This window comes from Alterinioella sp. B-7, from assembly GCF_056857775.1.
Genome location: NZ_JBSXNT010000033.1, coordinates 68,502 through 92,468, shown reverse-complemented (window position 1 = coordinate 92,468; position 23,967 = coordinate 68,502). Strand labels below are relative to the sequence as shown.

25 protein-coding genes are annotated in these 23,967 nt (G+C 67.3%); 15 read left to right on the top strand and 10 right to left on the bottom strand.

Annotated features, from left to right (window positions below; translation table 11 throughout):
- Window positions 1–129: 129 nt before the first annotated feature.
- Together AC13C7_RS12335 and ilvN are read left to right on the top strand one after the other, a co-directional pair.
- On the top strand, window positions 130–1,380 hold the full coding sequence (locus AC13C7_RS12335; RefSeq protein ID WP_482867657.1) for a glycosyltransferase family 87 protein: 1,251 nt from the start codon (window positions 130–132) through the stop codon (window positions 1,378–1,380).
- Between the two features lie 21 nt (window positions 1,381–1,401).
- Window positions 1,402–1,980, top strand: coding sequence for an acetolactate synthase small subunit (gene ilvN / locus AC13C7_RS12330; RefSeq protein WP_172321634.1), 579 nt, complete (start codon window positions 1,402–1,404; stop codon window positions 1,978–1,980).
- Between the two features lie 175 nt (window positions 1,981–2,155).
- On the opposite strand, the gene AC13C7_RS12325 is transcribed toward ilvN, so the two are convergent.
- Window positions 2,156–2,428: an EF-hand domain-containing protein gene (locus AC13C7_RS12325; protein WP_172321633.1), complete on the bottom strand. Its 273-nt coding sequence runs from the start codon at window positions 2,426–2,428 to the stop codon at window positions 2,156–2,158.
- A gap of 370 nt (window positions 2,429–2,798) precedes the next feature.
- On the opposite strand from AC13C7_RS12325, the gene AC13C7_RS12320 reads away from it, so the two are divergent.
- The 3 genes from AC13C7_RS12320 (at window position 2,799) to AC13C7_RS12310 (ending at window position 4,892) form a co-directional block, all read left to right on the top strand.
- Window positions 2,799–3,353 (top strand): RNA polymerase sigma factor, encoded by a 555-nt coding sequence (locus tag AC13C7_RS12320; protein ID WP_172321632.1) that lies wholly within the window; start codon window positions 2,799–2,801, stop codon window positions 3,351–3,353.
- A gap of 164 nt (window positions 3,354–3,517) precedes the next feature.
- Window positions 3,518–4,681: an aromatic ring-hydroxylating oxygenase subunit alpha gene (locus tag AC13C7_RS12315; protein ID WP_482867656.1), complete on the top strand. Its 1,164-nt coding sequence runs from the start codon at window positions 3,518–3,520 to the stop codon at window positions 4,679–4,681.
- Window positions 4,671–4,892 carry a hypothetical protein gene (locus AC13C7_RS12310; protein WP_482867655.1) on the top strand — a complete coding sequence of 74 codons (222 nt, stop codon included), beginning with the start codon at window positions 4,671–4,673 and terminating at the stop codon, window positions 4,890–4,892. The genes AC13C7_RS12315 and AC13C7_RS12310 overlap by 11 nt, the downstream gene beginning before the upstream one ends.
- A gap of 60 nt (window positions 4,893–4,952) precedes the next feature.
- Here the strand turns inward: AC13C7_RS12310 and AC13C7_RS12305 are convergent, their stop codons facing one another.
- A complete protein-coding gene (locus AC13C7_RS12305; protein ID WP_172321629.1) occupies window positions 4,953–5,531 on the bottom strand; it encodes a lytic transglycosylase domain-containing protein in 579 nt (192 codons plus the stop codon).
- Between the two features lie 169 nt (window positions 5,532–5,700).
- Here AC13C7_RS12305 and ssb point away from each other — a divergent pair, with 169 nt between their 5' ends.
- From ssb to trpE, 4 genes are all read left to right on the top strand, one after another.
- Window positions 5,701–6,198: a single-stranded DNA-binding protein gene (gene ssb / locus AC13C7_RS12300; RefSeq protein ID WP_172321628.1), complete on the top strand. Its 498-nt coding sequence runs from the start codon at window positions 5,701–5,703 to the stop codon at window positions 6,196–6,198.
- Window positions 6,199–6,350: 152 nt separating this feature from the next.
- Window positions 6,351–7,538 carry an aminotransferase gene (locus AC13C7_RS12295; protein WP_482867654.1) on the top strand — a complete coding sequence of 396 codons (1,188 nt, stop codon included), beginning with the start codon at window positions 6,351–6,353 and terminating at the stop codon, window positions 7,536–7,538.
- Window positions 7,539–7,612: 74 nt separating this feature from the next.
- Window positions 7,613–9,469 carry a SurA N-terminal domain-containing protein gene (locus AC13C7_RS12290; RefSeq protein ID WP_482867653.1) on the top strand — a complete coding sequence of 619 codons (1,857 nt, stop codon included), beginning with the start codon at window positions 7,613–7,615 and terminating at the stop codon, window positions 9,467–9,469.
- Window positions 9,470–9,475: 6 nt separating this feature from the next.
- On the top strand, window positions 9,476–10,987 hold the full coding sequence (gene trpE, locus AC13C7_RS12285) for an anthranilate synthase component I (RefSeq protein WP_482867652.1): 1,512 nt from the start codon (window positions 9,476–9,478) through the stop codon (window positions 10,985–10,987).
- Between the two features lie 155 nt (window positions 10,988–11,142).
- Here trpE and AC13C7_RS12280 read toward each other — a convergent pair whose 3' ends face one another.
- Window positions 11,143–12,027: a LysR family transcriptional regulator gene (locus tag AC13C7_RS12280; protein WP_446117183.1), complete on the bottom strand. Its 885-nt coding sequence runs from the start codon at window positions 12,025–12,027 to the stop codon at window positions 11,143–11,145.
- 89 nt (window positions 12,028–12,116) lie between these two features.
- Between AC13C7_RS12280 and AC13C7_RS12275 the strand changes: the two genes are divergently transcribed.
- Both AC13C7_RS12275 and AC13C7_RS12270 read left to right on the top strand, forming a co-directional pair.
- A complete protein-coding gene (locus AC13C7_RS12275; protein ID WP_172321623.1) occupies window positions 12,117–12,734 on the top strand; it encodes a class I SAM-dependent methyltransferase in 618 nt (205 codons plus the stop codon).
- Window positions 12,735–12,900: 166 nt separating this feature from the next.
- Window positions 12,901–13,302 (top strand): hypothetical protein, encoded by a 402-nt coding sequence (locus AC13C7_RS12270; RefSeq protein ID WP_482867651.1) that lies wholly within the window; start codon window positions 12,901–12,903, stop codon window positions 13,300–13,302.
- Between the two features lie 6 nt (window positions 13,303–13,308).
- Here the strand turns inward: AC13C7_RS12270 and AC13C7_RS12265 are convergent, their stop codons facing one another.
- From AC13C7_RS12265 to AC13C7_RS12255, 3 genes are all read right to left on the bottom strand, one after another.
- Entirely contained in the window at window positions 13,309–14,139 is an 831-nt protein-coding gene (locus tag AC13C7_RS12265) for a VHL beta domain-containing protein (protein ID WP_482867650.1), read from the bottom strand.
- Between the two features lie 80 nt (window positions 14,140–14,219).
- Window positions 14,220–14,645, bottom strand: a complete 426-nt coding sequence (locus tag AC13C7_RS12260) for a DUF6314 family protein (RefSeq protein ID WP_172321620.1) — start codon at window positions 14,643–14,645, stop codon at window positions 14,220–14,222.
- On the bottom strand, window positions 14,642–14,986 hold the full coding sequence (locus AC13C7_RS12255) for a hypothetical protein (protein WP_482867649.1): 345 nt from the start codon (window positions 14,984–14,986) through the stop codon (window positions 14,642–14,644). The genes AC13C7_RS12260 and AC13C7_RS12255 overlap by 4 nt, the downstream gene beginning before the upstream one ends.
- Window positions 14,987–15,072: 86 nt before the next feature.
- Here AC13C7_RS12255 and purB point away from each other — a divergent pair, with 86 nt between their 5' ends.
- From purB to AC13C7_RS12235, 4 genes are all read left to right on the top strand, one after another.
- Window positions 15,073–16,380 carry an adenylosuccinate lyase gene (gene purB, locus AC13C7_RS12250; protein ID WP_482867648.1) on the top strand — a complete coding sequence of 436 codons (1,308 nt, stop codon included), beginning with the start codon at window positions 15,073–15,075 and terminating at the stop codon, window positions 16,378–16,380.
- 281 nt (window positions 16,381–16,661) lie between these two features.
- Window positions 16,662–17,570, top strand: coding sequence for an N-acetyl-gamma-glutamyl-phosphate reductase (gene argC / locus AC13C7_RS12245; RefSeq protein ID WP_482867647.1), 909 nt, complete (start codon window positions 16,662–16,664; stop codon window positions 17,568–17,570).
- Window positions 17,571–17,699: 129 nt separating this feature from the next.
- Complete coding sequence (locus AC13C7_RS12240; protein WP_482867646.1) at window positions 17,700–18,743, top strand: FliG C-terminal domain-containing protein; 1,044 nt, start codon at window positions 17,700–17,702, stop codon at window positions 18,741–18,743.
- Window positions 18,744–18,811: 68 nt separating this feature from the next.
- Window positions 18,812–19,429 (top strand): LysE family translocator, encoded by a 618-nt coding sequence (locus tag AC13C7_RS12235; protein WP_482867645.1) that lies wholly within the window; start codon window positions 18,812–18,814, stop codon window positions 19,427–19,429.
- Here AC13C7_RS12235 and AC13C7_RS12230 read toward each other — a convergent pair.
- From AC13C7_RS12230 to AC13C7_RS12215, 4 genes are all read right to left on the bottom strand, one after another.
- The gene (locus AC13C7_RS12230) at window positions 19,426–20,205 is read right to left on the bottom strand and encodes a gamma-glutamyl-gamma-aminobutyrate hydrolase family protein (protein WP_172321614.1); all 780 of its coding nucleotides are present in this window, start codon (window positions 20,203–20,205) and stop codon (window positions 19,426–19,428) included. The two genes, AC13C7_RS12235 and AC13C7_RS12230, sit on opposite strands and share 4 nt — an antisense overlap.
- Window positions 20,206–20,276: 71 nt before the next feature.
- Entirely contained in the window at window positions 20,277–20,699 is a 423-nt protein-coding gene (locus tag AC13C7_RS12225) for a GlcG/HbpS family heme-binding protein (RefSeq protein WP_172321613.1), read from the bottom strand.
- Between the two features lie 321 nt (window positions 20,700–21,020).
- Window positions 21,021–23,162 (bottom strand): malate synthase G, encoded by a 2,142-nt coding sequence (locus tag AC13C7_RS12220; protein WP_482867644.1) that lies wholly within the window; start codon window positions 23,160–23,162, stop codon window positions 21,021–21,023.
- Window positions 23,163–23,267: 105 nt separating this feature from the next.
- On the bottom strand, window positions 23,268–23,966 hold the full coding sequence (locus AC13C7_RS12215; RefSeq protein WP_446118799.1) for a helix-turn-helix transcriptional regulator: 699 nt from the start codon (window positions 23,964–23,966) through the stop codon (window positions 23,268–23,270).
- Between the last annotated feature and the right edge of the window lies 1 nt (window position 23,967).

Genomic DNA, 23,967 nt, shown 5'->3' with positions numbered 1-23,967 from the left:
TGAAACAGCAAGGCCCCCGCCCGATCCGGCACTTGATCGCGGCGGGGGCTTGTGCGACTTGAGACAGGATGCCGACACCCCCGGTCCCGACAGGACGCGCGGCCAAGGCGACTGCAAGGCTTCGGACACATGACCACCCCTCCCCCGCCCCACCTGCCCGCGCCCGCCCTGGCCCCGATGACCACGCGGCGCGGCTGGCAGGCGGGCACGCTGGTCCCGGCGCTGGTCGCGGTGATCGTCGTCGGGTGGGTCGCCTTCGGCTGGCTGGAACTGGCCGCCAATGGCGCCACCTCGATCTCGCTCGACTTCCGCATCTTCTGGGCCGCGGCCCGCCTGGCGCTTCTCGATGCGCCGCTGGATGCCTTCGATACCGCGCGGCTGGCGGCCATGCACGGCACCAGCGGCGAGGGTTGGATGCCCTGGGCCTACCCGCCCGCCTTCATGGTGGCGCTGATGCCGCTCGGGGGCCTGCATTTCGCCCTGGCGCTGGCCGTCTTCACCGCGCTTTCCGCCGCCGCCATGCTGGCCGCCGCGCGGCCCCTGGCGCAAGGCATATTGCCGCTCTGGCTGGCGCTGGCGCTGGCGCCCGCCTACCTGCCCTCCTTCCTGATGGGGCAGACGGCGGTGCTCTGGACGGCGGGGCTGATGGCGGCGCTGGCCTGCCTTGCCTCGGGCCGCCCGGTGCTGGCGGGGGTCTTCATCGGCCTGCTGACGCTCAAGCCGCAACTGGGCCTTCTGATCCCGGTCGCCCTGATCGCGGGCGGGCATTGGCGCTGCATCGCGTCTGCCACGCTGACCGCGCTTGTGCTGGCCCTTGCCGCCACGCTGGTTACCGGCCCCGGATACTGGCCGCTGATGGTCGAGATGATGCAGGTCCATTTCGACATCGTGCGCGGCACGGCGGCGGAAAACGCGCGCATGATCAGCGTCTATGCCGCGCTGGCGGGGCTTGGCCTGTCCGAGCCCCTCGCCCTCGCCCTGCAATGGAGCGTGACCGCCCTTGCCGCGCTGGCCGTGGCGCTGGCCTGGGCCAGCCCGCGCATCTGCGCCGATCTGCGCGCCGCGACGCTTCTGATCGCGATCCTACTGTCGCAGCCCTACCTGTGGTATTACGAATCCGCCCTGCTGGCCCCGGCCGCCCTCTTCCTGATCCGCGCCCGCGTGCTCAGCCTGACCCACCTGCCGGGCCTCCTGCTGCTGGCCGCGATGTGGCTCGGGCTTGGCCCCGCGATCCTGGTGCAGTTCCTCAGCGGCGTGGAGGTTTCCCTGCGCATGGTCTTCGCGCCCATCCTTCTGCTCACTTTGGCCGTCACGCTGCGCGCCCTCACCCTGCGCGCCCTGCGTAGCGTTCCCCTTCATTCCAATTCGCCGCAAGGCTGACACGAAAGGACCCCGCCCCCCATGTCCCCCCTCAATATCGAACAAGGCGCCACCAGCCATTCCGCCTATGACCTGCGCAGTCACCTGTCGGAAGAGATCGAGACCCACACGCTCGCTATTCTCGTCACCAACGAGGCAGGCGTGCTGGCCCGTGTCATCGGCCTCTTCTCGGGCCGGGGCTACAATATCGACAGCCTGACCGTGGCCGAGGTCGATCACGAGGGCCACCGCAGCCGCATCACCATCGTCACCTCGGGCACGCCCGCCGTGATCCACCAGATCAAGATGCAGCTTGGGCGGATGGTGCCGGTGCATGGCGTCTCGGACCTGACCGTCGAGGGGCCGCATGTCAGCCGCGAACTGGCGCTGATCAAGGTCTCGGGCAAGGGCGAGGCCCGCGTCGAGGCGCTGCGCATCGCCGAGATCTTCCGCGCCAACGTGGTCGATTCGACGCTGGAAAGCTTCATTTTCGAGATGACCGGCACGCCCGAGAAGATCGACGCCTTCACCGACCTGATGCGCCCCCTGGGCGAGGTCCGCATGGCCCGCACCGGGGTGGCCGCTATGGCGCGCGGGGCGCAGCAGCCGACGCTCTCGTAACGCGGGGCGCGCTCGATCGACCGAGCGCCCGCCCGCGAAAAAGGGGCACCCCGACGGATGCCCCTTCCCGCGTGACCGGCTGTCCCCATCCCTCCCGGCCATGCGCGCCCCGTCTGGCCGGTGGGGCGGGATCAGCGTTCAGGGTTGGTCACGTGCTGCAACAATGGGCGTCGGGTCAGCCCTCGCTCGGCAGCAGGCCGGCCTCTCGGGCGACGGCCAGCTCCTCTTCGTCCAGCCCGCCGCTGCCATCGGTATCCAGCGCCGCGAACTCGTCCTCGGTAATCTCGGGGGCCATGGCCACGAGCTCCTCGTAGCTGACCATCCCGTCACCATCGGTGTCCAGCATTGCGTGTTCCGCCGCCAGCGCCGCGGTCACCACCAGGGCCCCGCCAAGCGCGCATCCGGCCAGAACCTGGCCCGCCGTCCGGGTGAGAGTGGTAAATTCCATGGGATTGCTCCTTCGCATCCAGTTTGCAGTGTCGAATGTCCGCGCGACCGGAACAGATGTGCTCCGTCAGTGAGATCGCCCGGCATCCACAAGAACAGGACCGGGGGCGGCGCGGTTTCTTCCGGGGGGCCTGCCCGCGCCCCGCCCATGCGCGGCGATGCGCCGGTTTGCGGGGGCCACAGCCGGCGGGGTTTCGCCATGGCCCGCCGCAGGCCCGCCCCACGCGCAAGGCTTCGCCGATCGCGGAGAAACCCCGGCCCATTCCCGCGCATTCCCGTGCATCCCCGCGCACGGAGATTGCCAAGTCGTCCCCGCGCCCCATCCTGCAAAGGCGCCGCGCCCCACGGCACTTTCAAGGCTTTGATCCAACATGACCCATACGCGCCCCATCCCGCCCCAGGCGGCCCGCCAGCTCGAGGCCCTCTTGCCCGACCTGCGCCGCGTCGCGCGCTACCTGACCCGCGACCGCGAGGCCGCCGACGACCTCGTGCAGGATATCGTCCTGCGCCTCTGGGGCCGCATGGCCGATCCCGGCCAGGACCCGATCGACGAATTGCGCCATTACGCCTTTTCCGCCCTGCGCAACCGCATCCGCGACCGGGGCGCGCGGCTGGCCGCCGAGGCCTGGTTGATGCCGGTCTCGTCGGACAGCGACGCGGGCGCGGCGCTCCAACCCGCCAGTGCGCCCGAAGCGCCTGCGCGCCTGGCCTGCGCCGAGACGCTGGCCGCCCTCGACGACCTCAGCCCCGACCAGGCCGAGCTTCTGCGCCTGCGCGCGGTCGAGGGGCTCAGCTATGCCGAGATGGCACGGCGGCTGCGCGTGAGTGAAGGCACCGTCACCTCGCGCCTGTCGCGCGCCCGCGCCGCGTTGCGCAAACGGCTCGACCTTGCCCCGGACGCGCCGGTGACCTTCCTGATCGACTGAACGGGCGAAAAGCGGACAGACCTGTCAGGAATTTCTGACAGCTCTGTCAGGAGATTTCTCGACACATGTGTCAATTTCCGCCCCGTCAGAGTCGTGAACAGGCGCGCCCGGCCCCCGGGCGATGGCTAGACTCACCCCCAATCCACGCATGAGGGGAGGATGCCATGCCGAAGGATCAGCAGACCGATTACCTTTCCGCCGTCTCGGCCCCGATCGAGCTGGCGCGCGGGTTGCCGAACGCGCATTACACCGACCCCGCCACCATCGCCGAGGAAAACGCGGCGGTGCTTGAGGCGACCTGGGCCGCGCTGTCGGTCGGCGCGGAAGTGCCCGAGCCCGGCGATTGCAAACCCCTTGAATTCCTGGGCCAGCCGCTGCTTCTTCTGCGCGACGGCGACGGCCAGTTGCGGGTGTTCCAGAACATCTGCCGCCACCGCGGCATGATCCTTGTCTCCGAGCCGCGCAAGATCGAGGGCGCGATCCGCTGCCCCTATCACAGCTGGTGCTATGCCAAGGACGGACGGCTGGTCTCGACGCCGCATGTCGGCGGGCCGGGGCAGAACAGCCACCCGGCAATGGACCGCGCCACATTGGGCCTGGTCGAGGTGTGCAGCCATATCTGGCGTGACGTCGTCTTCATCAACCTGTCGGGCGATGCACCGCCCTTCGAGGAGGTGCACGAGACGCTGCTAACCCGCTGGAAAGAGGTGGAAAAACCGATCTTCCATGGCGGGCCGGAAAGCAGCTTCATGCTGGAGGTCGAGACCAACTGGAAACTGGCGGTGGAGAATTACTGCGAAAGCTACCACCTGCCCTGGGTGCATCCGGGCCTGAACAGCTATTCCCGTCTGGAGGATCACTATCACATCGAGGAGCCGGGCAAGTTCTCGGGGCAAGGCACCTATGTCTACCGCCAGCTGAAGGGCGAGGAGGAGGAGGTGTTTCCCGATTTCGAGGGGCTCAGTTCCTTCTGGGACGAGGGCGCGGAATATGTCGCGGTCTATCCCAACCTCTTGCTCGGCGCGCAGCGCGACCATTGCTATGCCATCGTGCTGGAACCCGTGGCGCATGACCGCACGCGGGAACATGTGCATCTCTACTACGCGCAGCCCGACACGCCCGAGGCGATGCGGCACAAGAACGCCGCCCTCTGGAAGGGCGTGTTCATCGAGGATGTGGTCGTCGTGGAAGGCATGCAGAAGGGCCGCGCGGCCCCCGGCTTCGACGGCGGGCGGTTTTCGCCCGCGATGGACGGGCCGACGCATCTGTTCCACGCCTGGGTGGCCGAAAGGCTGGCCGCGCATCGGGAGGGGCGGGATGCAGGCTGATCTCGACACGCGGCTCCTGGCGGCCCATGCCGAGGAGAACCGCGCGGCGCTGATCGCGCTCTATGCCGAGGCGTCGGAGGGCGCGCGCGGGCTGACCGCGCGGCGGTTCTACCTGACCCATGCCTATGTCTATGCGCTGGAGGCAGGCAGCCCCGAGGCCGTCACGATGCGGGGGAAGCTGGTGGATCTGGGGGCGGAGACGCTGGACTGAAGCATGTCGCTCAAAAGTGGGAACCGGTCTTGAGCTTCCCGGACATGCGTCATCAAAAAGTCAACTGCCCAGGATGGCGACCACGTAGGCCTGCGTTTCGGCGAAGGGCGGGATGCCGCCATAGGCCACCACCGCCTCGGGGCCCGCATTATAGGCCGCGAGAGCATGGGGCCAGTTGCCGAAGCGGCGGTATTGCTGCGCCAGGTAGCGCGCGCCGCCGTCCAGATTGGCGTGGCTGTCCTGCGGGTCGACGCCGAGCAGCACGGCGGTATCGGGCATGAGCTGCGCGAGACCGATCGCACCGGCACTGGAGAGCGCGGCGGGGTTCCAGCCGCTTTCCTGGGTCACAAGGCGCAGGAACAGATCCTCGGGGAGGCCATGGCGGCGCGCGGCGGCGCGGGCAACCTCCAGCCAAGGGCCGGCATATCGCCCCGTATAGCGCGGGATCGCGGTGTCCTCTTCCTCTCCGCCCGCGCCCGGTTGCAGGCGGGCGGAATACTCGTACTGCGTGGCCGCGCGGCTGTCGAGCAATTCAAGCTGCTCGCTGAAGCGCGCCAGCCTGTCGGCCCCGACGCCCTGCGCGGCGGCGGGAAGCGCGGGGGTCAGAAGCAGCGCGGCGGCAATCCCGAAATGTCGCATGTGACGTCCCTCATCCGGTTCCGGCGCAATATACGGATTTTTCTTGTCATTTCCAGTAGGCCACCGCGCGGGACGTTTTTCCGGCTCGGATTCGGCTTTTCTTAACCAAACCGGGATGATCTAACGGCGTGAACATGCTGGATTGAGAATCGAAACGGGGGATACGCATATGGCAGGCTCGGTCAACAAGGTCATTCTGATCGGAAATCTGGGCCGCGACCCGGAAACGCGCAGCTTCCAGAACGGCGGCAAGGTCTGCAACCTGCGGATCGCGACCTCGGAGACGTGGAAGGACCGCAACACCGGCGAGCGGCGGGAAAAGACCGAATGGCATTCGGTCGCGATCTTCCAGGAGGGGCTGGTGCGGGTGGCGGAACAGTATCTCCGCAAGGGCTCCAAGGTCTATATCGAGGGCCAGTTGCAGACCCGGAAGTGGCAGGATCAAAGCGGCGCGGACCGGTATTCCACAGAAGTCGTCCTGCAGGGCTTCGGCGGCACGCTGGTGATGCTGGACGGTCGCGGTGACGGCGGCGGCGGCGGTGGCGGCGGCGGATCGCAGGGCGGCTATGGCGGCGGCGGTGGCGGCTATGGCGACGATCGCGGCGGCGGTGATCAGGGCGGCGGCTATGGCGGCGGCAAGGACATGGATGACGAGATCCCGTTCTGATCCGTTGCCAAGCGGAGGCCGCTGCGCGGCCGCTCGATCCGTTTGATTGGCGCCTGCGGCCAGTGGTCTGACAAGATCGCTGGCCTTGCGCTTTTGACATCTGTGGCGCAGCCTCCGGCGGGGATATTTCCGGAACAAAGAAGGAGACGGGTATGCGCAATCTCAACCCGTTGCTTGGGCAGACGATCGCACCGCCGGTGATGGAGGCGCGGCGCTGGCTGGAGGGGGTGACGTTTTCCGCCGAACGGCCCCTCATGAATCTCAGCCAGGCCGCCCCCGTCGATCCGCCGCCCGAAGGGCTGCGGCGCGCGATGGCCGAGGCGCTGCTGGAGCGTGACGAGAGCCATCTTTACGGGCCGGTCCTGGGGCTGGACGCCTTGCGCGCGGAACTGGCGGCGAAATGGAGCGCGGACTATGGCGGTGCGGTTGACGCGGGACAGGTCGCCATAACAGCGGGCTGCAACCAGGCCTTCTGCGCCGTCATGGCGACACTGGCGCAGGCGGGCGATGCCGTGATCCTGCCGACGCCGTGGTATTTCAACCACAAGATGTGGCTGGACATGACGGGGATCGAGACGCAGGTGCTGGCCACGGGCGAAGATCTCATCCCCGACCCGGAGGCCGCCGAGGCCTTGATCCACGCGCGCACCCGCGCCATCGTGCTGATCACGCCCAACAATCCCGGCGGCGTCGAATATCCCGCCCCCGTCATGGCGGCCTTCCGCGATCTGGCAAGGCGGCGCGGCATTGCGCTGATCGTCGATGAGACCTATCGCGATTTTCACTCTGTCACCGGGCCCCCGCATGACCTGCTGAGCGATCCCGACTGGGACGAGACCGTCATCACGCTCTATTCCTTCTCCAAGTCCTACCGCCTGACCGGCCACCGCGTCGGCGCGATCATCGCCAGCGGGGCGCGGCTGCGCGAGGCCGAGAAATTCCTCGATTGCGTCGCGATCTGCCCCGCCCAGGTCGGCCAGATCGGCGCGCTCTGGGGGGTGCGCAATCTGACCGAGTGGCTGGCGGGCGAGCGGCTGGAAATCCTCGACCGCCGCGCCGCGATGGAGGCCGCGTTCCAGCGCCTGCCGGATTGGCACTTGCAGGGCTGCGGCGCCTATTTCGCCTATGTCCGCCATCCTTTCGCGCAAGCCTCGGACGCGGTCGCGCGGCGCCTTGTGCGCGAGGCAGGCGTGCTGGCCCTGCCCGGCACCATGTTCGGCCCCGCGCGCGAGGCGGGCGGATCGGGGCAGGCCGAAACCACCCTGCGCCTTGCCTTTGCCAATGCCGATGCGGCGGGGCTGGGGCAGTTGGCCGCGCGATTGTCAGACCTCACGTCATAGGCCCCCTTGCCCCCCCTGCGCCAAGCCCCTAAACCTGCGCCTCAACGGGCGCGGATAACAGGGAGAATACCGCCATGGCGAAACGCGCGGGCAAGAAAGCCTCGGACATCATCGTCTGGATCATCCTGGCCCTTCTGATGGTCGGGCTGGCGGGCTTTGGCATCGGCAGTTTCGGCACCAGCGCGGTCGAGGTGGGCCGGGTCGGCACCGCCCCGATCAGCGCGCGGCAATATGCCCGCGCCTTGCAGGCCGAACTGCGCGCCCAGGCCGCCGAGGGCGGGCAGTTTACCTCGCTCTCGGCAATGCGCGCGGCAGGGCTGGACCGCGCGGTGCTGGACGGGCTGGTCGCGCGCGCCGCCCTTACGCATGAGGCCGAGGCGATGGGCGTCTCGGTCGGCGACGAGGAGGTCGCGCGCCAGATCCGCAACACCACCGCCTTCCAGGGACCGGGCGGCGCCTTCGACCGCTCGGGCTATGAATTCCTGTTGCAGCAGCAGGGTTTCACCACCGAGGAATTTGAGGAAACCGTGCGCGAGGATATTTCACGCTCGCTGCTGCAATCGGGTGTTGTCGGCGGGCTGGAGATGCCAGCGGGCTTTATCGAGCCCCTGTTGGCCTACCAGACCGAAACCCGCAGCTTCACGCTGGCCCGCGTCACCGAAGACGATCTGGCCACCGGTCTCACCGCGCCGACGCAGGAGGAGTTGCAGGCCTATTACGACGAGAACCAGGCCCGGTTCGAGCGCCCCGAGGCGCGCGCCATCACCTATGCCTGGATCACCCCGGACATGATCATGGATGACGTGTCGGTGGATGAAACGGCTCTGCGCGCGCTCTATGACGAGCGCATCGCACAATATGTGCAGCCCGAGCGCCGCTTGCTGGAACGTCTGGTCCTCACGAGCGAGGAGGAGGCCAATTCCGCCATCGCCGCTCTGGAAGCCGGGGAAACCGATTTCGACATACTGGTCGCCGAACGCGGCCTGACGCTGGAGGATATCGACCTGGGCGAGGTCAGCGCCGATGACATCTCGGATGCCGCCGCGGAGGTGATCTTCGCCGATACCGAGCGTGAGATCTTCGGCCCGCTGGAAAGTGCATTCGGCCCCGCCCTCTACCGCGTCAACGCGGTGCTGGACGCAAGCGAAATCACCTTCGAGGAAGCGCAGGACGACCTGCGCGACGAACTGGCCGAGGACGCCGCGCGGCGCGCCATCGACGCGATGGTCGAGGAGATGGACGACCTCCTGGCCAGCGGCGCCACGCTGGAGGAACTGGCCGCGGAGACCGGGATGGTCCTGGACACCGTCACATGGCGCGAGGGGGCCGATACCGGCATCGCCGCCTATGACGATTTCCGCGAGGCCGCCGCGACCGTGTCCGAGACCGACTTCCCCGAATTGCTGCCGCTGTCCGATGGCGGGCAATTCGCGTTGCGCCTCGACGAGGTGATCCCGGCCAGCGTCCCGCCATTGGACGAGATCACGGATGAGGTCACCCAGGCCTGGCGCGACACGCAGCTGCGCGAGCGGCTGACCGGCCGGGCGCAGTCGCTGATCACCCAATTGGCCACAAGCGGCAGCCTGGAGGATCTGGACCTGGAGTTGCAGCAGGAGGAGTTGATCCGCCGCAACGATTTCATCCCCGACGCGCCACCGACACTTGTGGCGCAGATCTACCAGTTGGACGGTCCGGGCGACCTGGTGGTGATCCCGGCCAGCCGCTCGGCCTGGATCGCGCGGCTCGACAGCATCAACTCGGGCACGGAAGGGGCCGCCGATACCGTCGCGCTGCGCGCCGTGTTCGAGGCGCAAGGCGCGCAGGCGATGGCGCAGGACCTCTTCGAGGCCTATGGCCAGGCGTTGCAGGCCGAGATCGGCATCAGCCTCGATCAGGGCGTGATCAACGCGGTCCACGCGCAGTTTCCCTGAGGCATCATGGCGCTGATCCCCGCATTCGACAGGTTCGAGGCCGGATGGGCCGAGGGGCGCAATCAGCTGGTCTATACCCGTCTGGCCGCCGATCTGGACACGCCGGTTTCGGTGATGATGAAGCTGGCCGATGCGGGGCGCGACAGCTTCATCCTCGAATCGGTCACCGGCGGCGAGGTGCGCGGGCGCTATTCGATCATCGGCCTGAAGCCCGATCTGATCTGGGAATGCCGGGGCGACGAGAGCCGGTTGAACCGCGACGCGCGCTTTGACCGCGAGGCGTTCGTGCCGTGTGAAGAGCCGCCGCTGACCGCGATCCGGTCGCTCTTGGCGGAATCCGCCATCGACATGCCCGAGGACCTGCCCGCCGCCGCCGCCGGTCTCTTCGGTTATCTCGGCTATGACATGATCCGGCTGGTGGAACATCTGCCCGATATGAACCCCGACCCGCTCGGCCTGCCCGACGCGGTGCTGATGCGGCCCTCGGTCATCGCGGTGCTTGACGGGGTCAAGGGCGAGGTGACGGTGGTCTCGCCTGCGTGGAACCGGTCGGGCCTGTCGGCGCGCGCGGCCTATGCGCAGGCCGCCGAACGGGTGATGGACGCGGTGCGCGACCTGGAGCGCCAACCCTCCGGCACCTCGCGCGAAATGGGCGAGGCCGCCCCGGTCAGCGCGCCCGTCTCCAACTTCGCCAAGCCCGATTACCTGGCGGCGGTGGAGAAGGCCAAGGCGTACATCCGCGCGGGCGACATCTTCCAGGTGGTGCCCTCGCAGCGGTGGCGCCAGCAGTTCCGCGAGCCGCCCTTCGCCCTCTACCGCGCGCTCAGGCGCACCAACCCCTCGCCCTTCATGTTCTTCTTCAATTTCGGCGGCTTCCAGGTGGTCGGTGCCAGCCCCGAGATCCTGGTGCGCGTCTTCGGCGGCGAGGTCACGATCCGCCCCATCGCGGGCACCCGCAAGCGCGGCGCCACGCCCGAGGAGGACCGCGCGCTGGAGGCCGATCTGCTCTCGGACGAAAAGGAACTGGCCGAGCACCTGATGCTGCTCGACCTGGGCCGCAACGACACCGGCCGGGTCTCGAAGATCGGCACCGTGCGCCCGACCGAGGAATTCATCGTCGAGCGCTACAGCCATGTCATGCATATCGTCTCCAACGTGGTGGGGGAACTGTCCGACGATCACGACGCCCTCTCGGCGCTGCTTGCGGGCATGCCCGCGGGCACGGTCTCGGGCGCGCCCAAGGTCCGCGCGATGGAGATCATCGACGAGCTGGAGCCGGAAAAGCGTGGGGTATACGGCGGCGGCGTCGGCTATTTCAGCGCGGGCGGCGACATGGACATGTGCATCGCGCTGCGCACGGCGGTGGTGCAGGACGAGACGCTCTATATCCAGGCCGGCGGCGGCGTGGTCTATGACAGCGACCCCGAGGCCGAGTTCGAAGAGACCGAGAACAAGGCCCGCGCCATCAAGCGCGCGGCGGAGGAGGCGAGCCTGTTCACGAGCCGCCGCAACGGCTAGACCGGCCACCCCCTTCTTTGTTCCGAAAATATCCTGGGGAGCGCGAGGGGCAACGCCCCTCGCATCGGTCGGATTGCGCAGCAATTCGACCCCGAAAGCCCGCCACGCGCGCCACATGTAGGGCGACGCCATCCCACACATCGCCGCGCCCCCCTCTACCGCAACCCCTCCGCCAACACATCAAAGACCAGCCGGATCCGCGCGCTGGTGTGCAATTCGCGATGCGTGACCAGCCAGATCGGCACCGGGATGGGTGGAAAATCGGGCAGGACGCGGATCACCTCCTCGCTTTGCACCGCGATATCCTCGGAGGCCAGCCCGATGCCAAGGCCCTGCCGGACCATCTCCCAGGCCACGGCTGTGTTCTCGCTGAAATAGCGGAACTGGCGGGGGGCCAGGTGCAGCCCATGCGCGGCGAGATAGTCGATCATGCGCGGGCTCTGGTCGATGCCGATGAACTGCGCCCCCGCCACATCCGACAGCGACGCGGGCGCGCCGACGCGGCGGATATAGGCGGGCGCGGCATAGCAATGGGCAAGGGCCGTGCGGATCAGTTTCGCGATCAGCTCGGGCTCGGAGGGGCGCACATGGCGGATGGCGATATCGGCCTCGCGGCGGCGCAGGTCGCTGATCTGGTTCGACACCACGATCTCCACGTTGATCCCCGGCGCGCGGCGGGCGAGGTCGACCAGGATCGGTGGCAGGATATGGGCGGCATAGCTGTCGCTGGCCGAGATGCGCACATGGCCCTCGATGCTCGTGCTCTGGCCGGTGGCCGCCAGCGACAGGCGCGAGGCCGCCTCGCCCATGGCGCGGGTCTGCTCCAGAAGCTCCATCCCCGGCGCGGTCAGCACCAGCGTCTTGCCGATGCGCTCGAAGAGGGTCACGCCAAGGGCTGCCTCCAGCCCCGCCACCTGCCGCCCAAGGGTGGGCTGCGTCAGCCCGAGCGCGCGGGCGGCAGCCGAAAGCGAGCCCTCCTCGACCGTCGCGAGAAACGCGCGAACCTGGTTCCAGTCATAGCTGACGCTGCGCCAATCCATGCATGAATGCATATCATGAATATGGGTTTGCGCAATTTCCCTTGATGCGCGTTCGGGATAGGAGACCGGCACCCAAAGGAGAAACCGCCATGACCCCTGCCCGATTCTGGGACCGCGCCGCCCCGAAATATTCCCAACGCCCGATCGGCAACATGGCCGCCTACGAGGCCGGTTTGGCCCGCGTGCGCAGCCATCTGACCGGTAGCGACCGCCTGCTGGAACTGGGCTGCGGAACGGGCGGCACCGCGCGGCGGCTGGCACCCCATGTGTCCGAGGTGACGGCGACGGATATCTCGCCCGCCATGATCGCGATCGCCAGGACCCGCGCGGCCGAGGAAAGCGTGACCAACATCACCCACCTGACCGCCTCGCTGGAGGGCAGCTTGCCCGCCGGTCCCTTCGACGTGGTCGCGGGGTTCAACCTGATCCACCTCCTGCCCGACCCGGAACGCGACATCGCGCGGATCCGCGATCTGGTCAAACCCGGCGGGCTTTTCATCTCCAAGACGCCCTGCCTGACCGGGCTTTTCGGGCTCCTGCGCCCGGTGGTCGGCGCGATGCGGCTTGCGGGTCGCGCACCAAAGGTGCATTTCCTCTCGCCCGCCCGGCTGGACCGCGCCGTGACAGCCGCCGGGTTCGAGATCATTGAGACCGGCAATTACCCGAAATCGCCCCCCGGCCACCTGATCGTGGCGCGGCGGGTCTGAACGTCTTTGACCTGCCCGCGCGCGGTCTCAATCGTTTCAGGTTCAAGATATATGGGTTTTCTCTGCCTCGTCCCGTGCAGGGCCGAACGCGAAAAACGATCCACTATTTCCATCGGAGCCTCAAACGATTTAGATTACCGGGAAACCGAAAGCCCGAGGCGCGCAGATGTCAGACTTGCCAGAATACTACTTCCGCATCCGCGAGAACGGCGCGGCGCTTTTCCGGGTCGACACCCAGAACCGCCAGCGCCGGATCGAGATGACGGAACTGGCCGCGATCAACGTCAAGAACGGCAATGTGCGGGCGCATGGCGACCACGTCCTGACGGATGAGGAAAAGGTCGTCATCACAGAATGGATCACGGAGCGCCGCGAGGTGCTGGCCGAGCGCGACCTCGACGACATCCACCGCGCGGTCGATTACCTCAACCTGACCACCCATTGGGCGCAGAGCCGCGCCAGCGACGAGGATCTGGAGGATGTGACCGACCGGCTGCTGCTGGCGATGCACGATTTGCGCTCGGTGCTGGTGCGCAAGAAGGCCGACCGGCTGATGAAAGGGGGCTGAGCGCCCCTATTCGTTGCCGAAATTCCGGTTCGGCGCGGTGATGGCATAGCTCTCCTGCCCCGCCTGCGGCAGCATCGCCTCAAGACAGTTGCCCGGCCCGTCCGTGATCATCCAGGGATGCGTCAGGTAGGTGTCGACGGTGATCGCCTCGCCGGGGTTGAGCGATCCGATCTCGACCGGGCTGCCGGTGTAATCCATCCAGATCAGCCCGCGCGATCCGTCCGTGCCATTGGTGAAGGTGATGCGCTGGCCGACCTCGCCATTGAGCGAGGCCATGCCCTGCACCGCGTCGCAGGTCACGCCATCGCCGGGCTGCGGCGCGGCCCCCAGGGCGGGATCGGCGCAGGCGGTCAGGAACCGGTTGAGCGGCTCGGCCACGCCCGCCGTCACGATCTCCGCGCCCTGGCCTTCGGGGATCGCATAGCTCAACACGTCGCGCACCCGCATCAGGTTGAACAGGCCATTGCCCAGGTCCACCGCCATCTCGACGCCGGTGATGCCGACCTCGGCCCCCACCCCGATGATACTGCCCTCGACCGAGGTTCCGGCCCCCGCCCCGTCGGTGAAGGACAGCATCGTCGCGGCGCCGTTCTGCAACCCGGCGGTATCGGCGGCGATCTGGACCACTGCGTAGGGACCGCCCGCGCCGATCTGGCATTGGGCGAGGAATTGCACATTGTCGGTTTCGGGCACGCCATGGGCCAGCACGATGATGGATTGGAACGGGTCGGCGGCAAGTTCGGTCGTCGCGCCCCATTGAAGCCCGTCCTGCGCGAGGGCGCCGATAGGCGTGAGCATGAGGGCGGCGGCGCTGAGGGCAAGACGAATGCGGGTCATGAAAAATCTCTGCTGTTGGATGGGTCAAATGGCGATGGGGTCAGCCTAGGCGAGTGTCCACTCAACCTCAAGTGTCATTCCTACACTTGCGTGGAGTCCCGCGCATCGGGGGCATAGTGGCTGACCATCTCAAACGCCTTGCGCGGGCCGGTGACGTGCCAAATGGCGCGCCAGTCTGGCCAGCCGGAGAAATCGTAACGCACCCGGTAGAGGTCCGGCGGGCAGTCATGCGTGGCCTTTGTCGCCGCGCCCGAGAACCAGTGAAATGGTCGGCCATCGTCGAAGAAAACCGCGATCCCCCGCCCCTCCGCCCGCCACAGATAGCGCCGCTCGGCCCGCATCGGGGGGCCATCGCCATAGCGCAAGAGGCCGGTCTCGGTCAGGACCAACCCCTGCGCCTCCACCGTGAACAGGGCCTGCCCGTCAAGCCGCCCCACCACGCCTGCGCGGGCATCGTCGATCCGGCGGGTCAGCCGCCATCGCCCTCTGAAATCAGCCAGCTTCACGGGGCGACCGGCCTGCCGATATAGGCGTCCCCCGCCGACCCGGCAAAGCGCAACGCGCCGGTCCCATCCGTGAAAAGGTCGTAGCAGGCCCAGTGATCCGAGGGCGGCCATTGGCTGCAATATTGCCCGCCCTCGGCGCGCCAATAGCCCCAACTGGGCCGCGCATCGTCGTAGAAGGTCCGGCCCGAGGCATGGAACCGCTGCGACGCGCCGCTGTCATAGAGGATCTCGACCTCGCTCAACGCCGCCGTGATCGCGTCATCGCGCGTGAACTGCACCCAGTCCGCCCGCGCCGCGCCCGCCGCCGCCAGCCAGATCATCAAGACAGCCAAGAGTTTCATTCCCGCGACATACCGCATCCTTGTGATCCCCCCGACCCCACCGTAAGAGGGCGCGAACCCCCTCACAAGAGCAAGGCAGCGCCGATATGATCCCCCGATATTCCCGCCCCGAGATGGTCAAGATCTGGTCGCCCGAGACCAAGTTCCGCATCTGGTACGAGATCGAGGCCCATGCCTGCGACGCGATGGCCGATCTGGGCGTGATCCCGCGTGAAAACGCCGACGCCGTGTGGAAGGCGCGCGATGTGGAGTTCGACACGGCCCGGATCGACGAGATCGAGGCCGTGACCAAGCATGACGTGATCGCCTTCCTGACCCATCTGGCGGAACATGTCGGAGCCGACGAGGCGCGCTTCGTGCATCAGGGCATGACCTCCTCGGACGTGCTGGACACCTGTTTCAACGTCCAGCTTGTGCGCGCCGCCGACATCCTCATTGCCGATCTGGAGGGGCTTCTCGCCGCGCTCAAGACCCGCGCGATGGAACACAAGATGACCATCCGCATCGGGCGGTCGCACGGCATCCATGCCGAACCGACCACGATGGGGCTGACCTTCGCCCGCTTCTACGCCGAGATGGACCGTAACCTGACCCGGATGCGCAGCGCCCGCGCCGAGGTGGCGACCGGCGCGATTTCCGGCGCGGTCGGCACCTTCGCCAATATCGACCCTGCGGTCGAAACCCATGTCTGCGAGAAGCTCGGCCTTGAGCCCGAGCCGATCTCCACGCAAGTCATCCCCCGCGACCGCCACGCCGCCTTCTTCGCCACTTTGGGCGTGATCGCCAGCAGCATCGAGAACATCGCCACCGAGATCCGTCACATGCAGCGCACCGAGGTGCTGGAGGCGGCCGAGTTCTTCTCGATGGGGCAAAAGGGCTCCTCCGCCATGCCGCACAAGAAGAACCCGGTGCTGACGGAGAACCTGACCGGGCTGGCGCGGCTGGTGCGCATGGCGGTGATCCCGGCGATGGAGAACGTGGCCCTCTGGCACGAGCGCGACATCTCCCATTCCTCGGTCGAGCGCAATATCGGCCCCGACACCACGATCACGCTGGATTTCGCCCTGTCGCGGCTGACCGGCGTGATCGAAAAGCTGCTGGTCTATCCGGATAACATGCTGGAAAACATGAACAAGTTTCCGGGCCTGGTGATGTCGCAGCGCGTCCTGCTGGCGCTGACGCAGGCCGGTGTCAGCCGCGAGGATGCCTATCGGCTGGTACAGAGGAACGCGATGAAGGTCTGGGATCACCGCACTGACTTTCGCGAGGAATTGCTGGCCGACGAGGAGGTGCGCGCGGCGCTGTCGGAAGACGAGATCAACGAGAAGTTCGACCTCGGCTATCACACCAAACATGTCGACACGATCTTCGCGCGGGTGTTCGGCGCGGGGTGACGCAAACCGGACCGGGATGCGCCGCGCCTTGCGGGCCTTGCGACCCTGCCTCGGACCGCACCCGCGCTCGGTCGACCGAGCGCTGCGCCCCGCGCGCGGAATTGCCAAGGCGCGCCCAACCTGCTAGGGCAGTGCCGGACCCCTGCGCAACGGGGCTCAACGGAATATGCCATGCCGACCGGTCTTGATCACTCGCTCCGCCTGACAGCGCGTCGTCGACGACGCGCCTGACCCCTGCCTGCGCCCTCCCCGGATTTTCACTGACAAAGGAGCCTCCTGCCATGGTGGCCAAGCTATTCATCGACGGCGAGGCCGGCACCACCGGCCTGCAAATCCGCGAGCGGCTGGATGGGCGCGCGGATGTGGACCTCATCTCGGTCGATCCGGCGCGCCGCAAGGACGCCGACGCCCGCGCCGAGGCCTTCGCGCAGGCCGACATCGCCATCCTCTGCCTGCCCGATGACGCCGCGCGCGAGGCGGTGACGCTTGCGGGCGACACGCGCATCATCGACGCCTCCACCGCGCATCGGATCGCGCCCGGCTGGACCTACGGGATGCCCGAACTGCCAGGGCAACGCGAGGCCATCGCGGGTGCCACGCGCGTTGCCAATGTCGGCTGCTACGCCACCGGCTCGATCGCGCTGATCCGGCCCCTGCGCGATGCCGGTATCCTGCCGCCCGAATACGCCGCGACCCTGACCGGCGTGTCGGGCTATACCGGCGGAGGCAAGGCCCTGATCGCCGAATATGACGCAGGCACCGCGCCCGCCCATTTCCTCTACGCCCTGGGCCAGAGCCACAAGCATGTGCCGGAAATCATGCGCTACGCCACCCTCACCGTGCAGCCCGCCTTCCAGCCCGCCGTCGGCAATTTCGCGCAAGGCATGGTGGTGCAACTGCACCTGCACCGCGCGGGCGTGAACGGCGATGCCACCCGCGACACCCTCGAGGAGGCGATGCGCGCCTTCTATGCCGAGGCCCGCTTTGTCGAGGTGACGCCTGCCCCCGACCGCCTCGATCCGCAGGCCGTGAACGGGTCGAACCGGATGCTGATCTCGGTCCATGGCGACGACACGGCCGGCATCTGGACCCTGACCGCGACGCTGGACAATCTCGGCAAGGGCGCGTCCGGCACCGCCGTGCAGAACCTCAACCTGATGATCGGGGCCGACGAGGGCGCGGGGCTCTAGATCCGCGCGCATCCGCGCAAAATTTGAACCAAACCCGCCGCATTCGGCCCGCGGCGGGAAACCCCCCCTTAACCCGCGCTCCCGATGCTGATCCATGGGGTAATACGAGAGATGTGGGGGTGCAGCACGATGGGGCTGACGCAGGAATTGATGGACCGGGAGGGCACGGCGCTGCCCGTCCGGCACTTGACCAATGCCGAAAAGGCCGCCGTGATCGTGCGGCTCCTGATCTCGGAAGGGGCCGCGCCGCGCCTGACCGGGCTCAGTCCCCGGCAACAGGAACGGCTGGTCGAACGCATGGCAAGCCTCGCGCCCGTCGACCGGCGCACCCTGGCCGCCGTGGCGCAGGAATTCGCGCAGAGGCTGGACAATCTCGGCCTGACCTTTCCGGGCGACATGGCCGGCGCGCTGGAGATGATCGGCGATCACCTGTCGCAGGACACCCGCCAGCGCCTGACCGACCGCGCCGAGGCCGAAGGCCCGCCCGATCCCTGGCGCAAGCTGGCGGGGATGGAGACCGACCAGCTCCGCCCCCTCGTCACCCGCGAAAGCGCCGAGATCTGCGCCATCCTGCTGGCCAAGCTGCCGGTCTCGAAGGCCGCCGCCCTGCTCTCCGACCTGCCCGAGGATCGCGCCCATATCGTGGCCCATGCGGTCTCGCTGACCGGCGCGGTCGATCCCGCCACCATCGCCCGCGTCGGCGACCAGCTGCTCGGCGAATTGAGCGCCAGATCCGCCCCCGCCTTCGACGGCAACCCGGCGGACCGCGTCGGCGCGATCCTGAATGCCGCCACCGCGACCACCCGCGAAAAGGTGCTGGACGGGCTGGATACGCGCGATGAGGTCTTCGCGGGCCATGTCCGCCGCGCCATCTTCACCTTCGAACACATCCCCAAACGGGTCGAGGCCAAGGACGTGCCCCGCGTCATGCGCGCCGTCGATCCCGAGACCACCGTGCTGGCGCTGGCCGCCGCGATGCAGGCCGCCCCCGTCGCGGTCGAGTTCCTGCTGGAGAACATGTCCAAGCGCATGGCCGAACAATTGCGCGAAGACGCCGAGGCGCGCGGCACCATCCGCGGCGCCGAGGGCGAGGCCGCGATGGCCGAGGTCGTCACCGCCATCCGCGCGCAGGAGGAGGCCGGAGAGATTCGCCTGATCGCGCCGGAGGACTGAGCCCGCCTGTCCCTTGACGCAAATCGCCCGCGCGCCCTAGGCTCGGGCGTGAAAGGCGGTCCACCCCCATGCCCCTCGACACATATTTGATCTATCTCGCCGCGGTGGCGGTCTTCTTCGCCACGCCACCCGACAGCAGCCAGCTTCTGATCATCTCGAACAGCATCCGCCACGGGCTTGGCCGCAGCCTCTTGACCGTCGCGGGCGACCTCAGCGCCAATATGCTGCAGATGACCGCCGCCGCCTTCGGCCTCGCCGCGATCATCGCCGGTTCGGCCAGCGCCTTCCTGTGGATCAAATGGCTCGGCGTCGCCTACCTGGCCTGGATCGGGCTGCAACTGATCCTGCGCGCAGAGCGCCCCCCGGACCCCGCCAGTGCGGGCACACGCCTCTTCCGGCAGGGTTTCATCACCTCGATGGCCAATCCCTTCGCGGTGGTCTTCTTCGGCGCGCTCTTCCCGCAATTCATCGACCCCGCGCGCCCCGTTCTGCCGCAACTGCTGATCCTCGGCCTGACCTACCTGGTCGTGGACGGGGCGATCCTGATCCTCTGGGGCTGGACCGGCAGCCGCGCGGTAACCCTGCTCAAGCGTCTCTCGCTCGGGATGATCAACCGGATCTGCGGCGCGCTGATGATCGGTGCCGCCGCGCTTCTGGCATCAAAAGACCTGACGCCAAACCGTTAGGCTACATCCCGCACCGACAGCGCGCGGCGCCCATCCGCCCAGGCCCGCGCCGCCTGCCCCAAGCCCTTGAACAGGGGCCGCGAGACCGGATCCTGCGCCGCGCGATATTCCGGGTGCCACTGCACCGACAGCGTAAATCCCGGCGCATCCGCGATATAGACCGCCTCGGGCGTGCCATCCTCGGCATGGCCATCAATCACCACCCGCGCGCCAGGCGTCTTGATGCCTTGCCCGTGCAGCGTGTTGGTCATCACCTCGCGCGCGCCCATCAGGCGGTGAAACGGCCCGCCGTCCGAGAACTTGACGATATGGCGCAGGGCAAACTTCTCCTCCAGCGTACCATCGGGCGGCATCCGGTGGTTCATCCGCCCCGGCAGGTCGCGGATCTCGGGGTAGAGCGAGCCGCCCATCGCGACATTGACCTCCTGGAACCCCCGGCAAATGCCCAGGAAGGGCTGCCCCCGCTCGACACAGGCGCGCACCAGCGGCAGGCTGACGGCATCGCGGCTCCGGTCGAACGCGCCATGCGCCTCGGTCTCGTCCTCGCCATATTCCTCGGGGTGGACATTGGGCCGGCCGCCGGTGAAGAGGAACCCGTCGAAGGTTTCCAAGAGCTCGCCCGTGCTGGCGTAGCGCGGATCGGCGGGGATCACGAGGGGCACACAATCCGAGACCTCGGCAATCGCTTCCGAGTTCATCTGCCCGCCCGCATGGGTCGGATACTGGTCGTTGAGCAGATACTGGTTGCCGATAATACCGATCAGGGGGCGCGCCATCGAAACCTCATTTGCTTCCGGGTTTCAAAGCTATACAAGGCCCGGTCCCGCCTGACCAGATGCGCCCGCCTTCAGGCGGCGCCCGCATACCCCGCCAGACCGATCCCCGCCAGCGCCGCCGCCGCGTCATTCTCCGAGCTGTCGCCGGTCACGCCGACCGCGCCGACCACCGCGCCATCCGCGTCCTTGACCAGTACGCCCCCCGGCACCGGGATCATCTTGCCGCCAAGCGCGCCATTCACCGCCGCGATGAAATAGCCCTGTTCCTCGGCCCGCGCCATCTGCACCGATCCCGGCATCCCCAGCATGACCGCGCCATAGGCCTTGCCCCGCGCGATCTCGAAGCGCCCCGGCGCGGCCCCATCCTCGCGCTCGAAGGCCAGAAGATGCCCGCCCGCATCCAGCACCGCGACACTCAGCGGCTTCAGCCCCATCTCGCGGCCCTTCGCGCGCGCCCCCGCCACGATCCCCCGTGCCTGGTCCAGCGTAATCATCCCGTTCACCCCCCATTAAGGTTAACGCGCCACCGCCCCGAGAGGGGCCGCCACGCGGATCCATCATCTTCTTGGCACAAATACTCACGAACCTGACCCAACGGAAACCGCCCACGCCGTTGAAGCAGTTTCAACGAAAAAAAGGGGCAGACCCGCACCTGCCCCCATCGTCTTCGTTTCGAGCGTTTCAGGGTCCGGTCGAAAAGGGGGATCGGTTTTCGCGTTCAAGCGCAATGCGCGGGAGGCAGAGAAAACCGATGCAGCTCGACCCTGAAACGATCAAAATACCTGAAATCCCGACCGCGAGGCCAGGCGCGCCGACTATTGTGACGCCTTCAGTTCCAGCCTGCGCCGATGCAGCACCGGCTCGGTATAGCCCGAGGGCTGCACCCGCCCCTTGAACACGAGGTCACAGGCCGCCTGGAAGGCGATCCCGTCGAACCCCGGTGCCATCGGCAGGTAAGCGGCATCGCCCGCGTTCTGCTTGTCCACCACGGCGGCCATCTTCTGCATCGCCTCCATCACCCGGCCCTCGTCGATGACGCCGTGATGCATCCAGTTGGCGATGTGCTGCGCCGAGATGCGGCAGGTCGCGCGGTCCTCCATCAGGCCGACATCGTTGATGTCGGGCACCTTGGAACAGCCGACGCCCTGGTCGATCCAGCGCACGACATAGCCCAGGATCCCTTGCGCGTTGTTCTCGACCTCGGCGATGATCTGCGCCTCGCTCCAGGCGCGGTAATTCGCCAGCGGAATATCAAGGATATGCTCGACAAAGGCGCGCTTGCCGCCCGCCCTGATCGCATCTTGCCGCGCGAAGACATCGACCTGGTGGTAATGCAGCGCGTGCAGCGTGGCCGCCGTGGGCGACGGCACCCAGGCGCAATTGGCCCCGGCGCGCGGATGCTCGATCTTCTGTTCCAGCATCGCGGCCATCTGGTCGGGGATGGCCCACATGCCCTTGCCGATCTGCGCGCGGCCCTGAAGCCCGCATTCCAGCCCGACATCGACATTCTGCGCCTCATAGGCCGCGATCCAGCCCTTGCGCTTGATGAACTCCTTGCGGCTGAACGGCCCCGCCTCCATGGAGGTATGGATCTCGTCCCCGGTGCGGTCGAGAAACCCGGTATTGATGAAGGCGACGCGGCTTTTCGCGGCGCGGATACATTCCTTGAGGTTGACGGTCGTGCGCCGCTCCTCATCCATGATGCCCAGTTTCACGGTATGGCGCGGCAGGCCGAGCACCTCTTCCACCCGGTCGAAAATCTCATCCGCAAAGGCCACCTCTTCCGGCCCGTGCATCTTCGGCTTGACCACATAGACCGAGCCGTGCAGCGAATTGCCGCCCTCGCGCTGCAAATCGTGCATGGCGATCAGCGTCGTCACCATCGCATCCATCAGCCCCTCGAAGACCTCGGCCCCATCGCGGTCCAGGATCGCGGGGTTGGTCATCAAATGACCGACATTGCGCACCCAGAGGAGCGCCCGCCCCTTCAGCGTGACCGCCTTGCCATCCGGCCCGGTATAGGTCTTGTCAGGGTTCAACGCGCGCGTGAACCTCTTGCCGCCCTTCTCGACCTCCTCGCTCAGATCGCCCTGCATCAGCCCCAGCCAGTTGGCGTAGCACGCCACCTTGTCCTCGGCATCGACGGCGGCGACGCTATCCTCGAAATCCATGATCGCGGTCATCGCGGCCTCGATCCGGATATCGGCCATGTTGGCGCGGTCATAGCGGCCGATATAATGGTTGCCGTCAAAGACCAGCTCCACATGCAGCCCGTGATTGACCAGCACCACCGCGTCGGGACACCGCGCCGAGCCGCTATGGCCGACGAATTTCTCAGGGCTCACCAACGGGTGCCCATCCATCACCAGCGCGCCATCGACCACCTCGTAGCGGCGGATATCGGCATGGCTCGCGCCCTTGATCGGGAAATGCGTGTCCAGCAGGACGCGGGCCTGCGCCACCACCCGCGCGCCGCGCCCCCGCTCATAGCCCTTGCCCTCGGGCCGGCTGCCAAGCGCATCGGTGCCATAGAACGCGTCATAGAGACTGCCCCACCGCGCATTGGCCGCATTCAGCGCATAGCGCGCGTTCATCACCGGCACGACCAGTTGCGGGCCGGGAACGCGCGCGATCTCGGGGTCGATATTGGCGGTGTCGATGGTGAAATCCTCGCCCTCGGGCACCAGATAGCCGATCTCCTCCAGGAACGCCTTATAGGCTTTCCGGTCATGCGGCCCGTCACGATTGGCGATGTGCCAGGCGTCGATCTTCTCCTGCAGATCCTCGCGTTTTTCCAGCAGCGCCCGGTTCTTCGGCCCAAGGTCATGCACGATCTGCGCAAACCCGGTCCAGAACGCATCCGCCTCCACGCCGGTTCCGGGCAGCGCGCGGGTCTCGATGAAGTCCGCCAGGTCCGCAGCCACCTGCAGCCCGTGCTTGTCAATCCGCTTGCTCATCCGACTCTCTCCTACCAATGCCTGACATCCGGTCCGCATACTGTCGCATACCGCGTTTGGCGCAGAGCTAGTCCAAAATCCGCTCAAGGGCAAGAAATCCGCGCGTCAGCGCCCGCGCTCGGCCCCGTGCCTCTCTTCCATAAGCCTATAGAAATCCTGCAATTTCTTGCCTCTTTCGGGTTTGAAAGAGGCACCTTCTTGCATTCCCTGAATCCGATCCAGCCGGAACATGCGGAAATCCTCGCGCAGCTCGCACCAGCCCACCACGGTCCAGACCGAGCCCCAGAACCACAGCCCCAGGGGCCGGATCACCCGATCCGTCCGCGCGCCCTTTTCATCCGTGTAATCCAGCATCAGGCGCTGGCCCGCATCCGCGGCCGCCTCGACCCGGTCGATCCTCACCCGCAGATCGTCGGTCATGCGCGGCCCGATGGCGTGGACCGGCACCTGCCCCGCGCGCAACCGCTCGGCCTCGGGCAGGACCGCGCCGATCTTGACCAGCGCCTCCTCGGCGCCGCGCGCCATATCCGCGCCGCCAAAGGCCCGGATCAGGCGGGCCCCGGCGACCAGCGCCACGATCTCGTCCCGCGTGAACATCAGCGGCGGCAGGTCATAGCCTTCCTCCATCACGTAACCCACACCCGCCTCGCCGTCGACCGGCACACCGCTGGCCATGAGGTCGGCAATATCGCGGTAGATGGTGCGGGTGCTGACCTCCAGCTTTTCGGCCAGCTTGTCTGCCGTGACCAACCGCCCGCCGCGCATCATCTGCACGATCCGAAACAGGCGGTCGGCCCGGCGCATC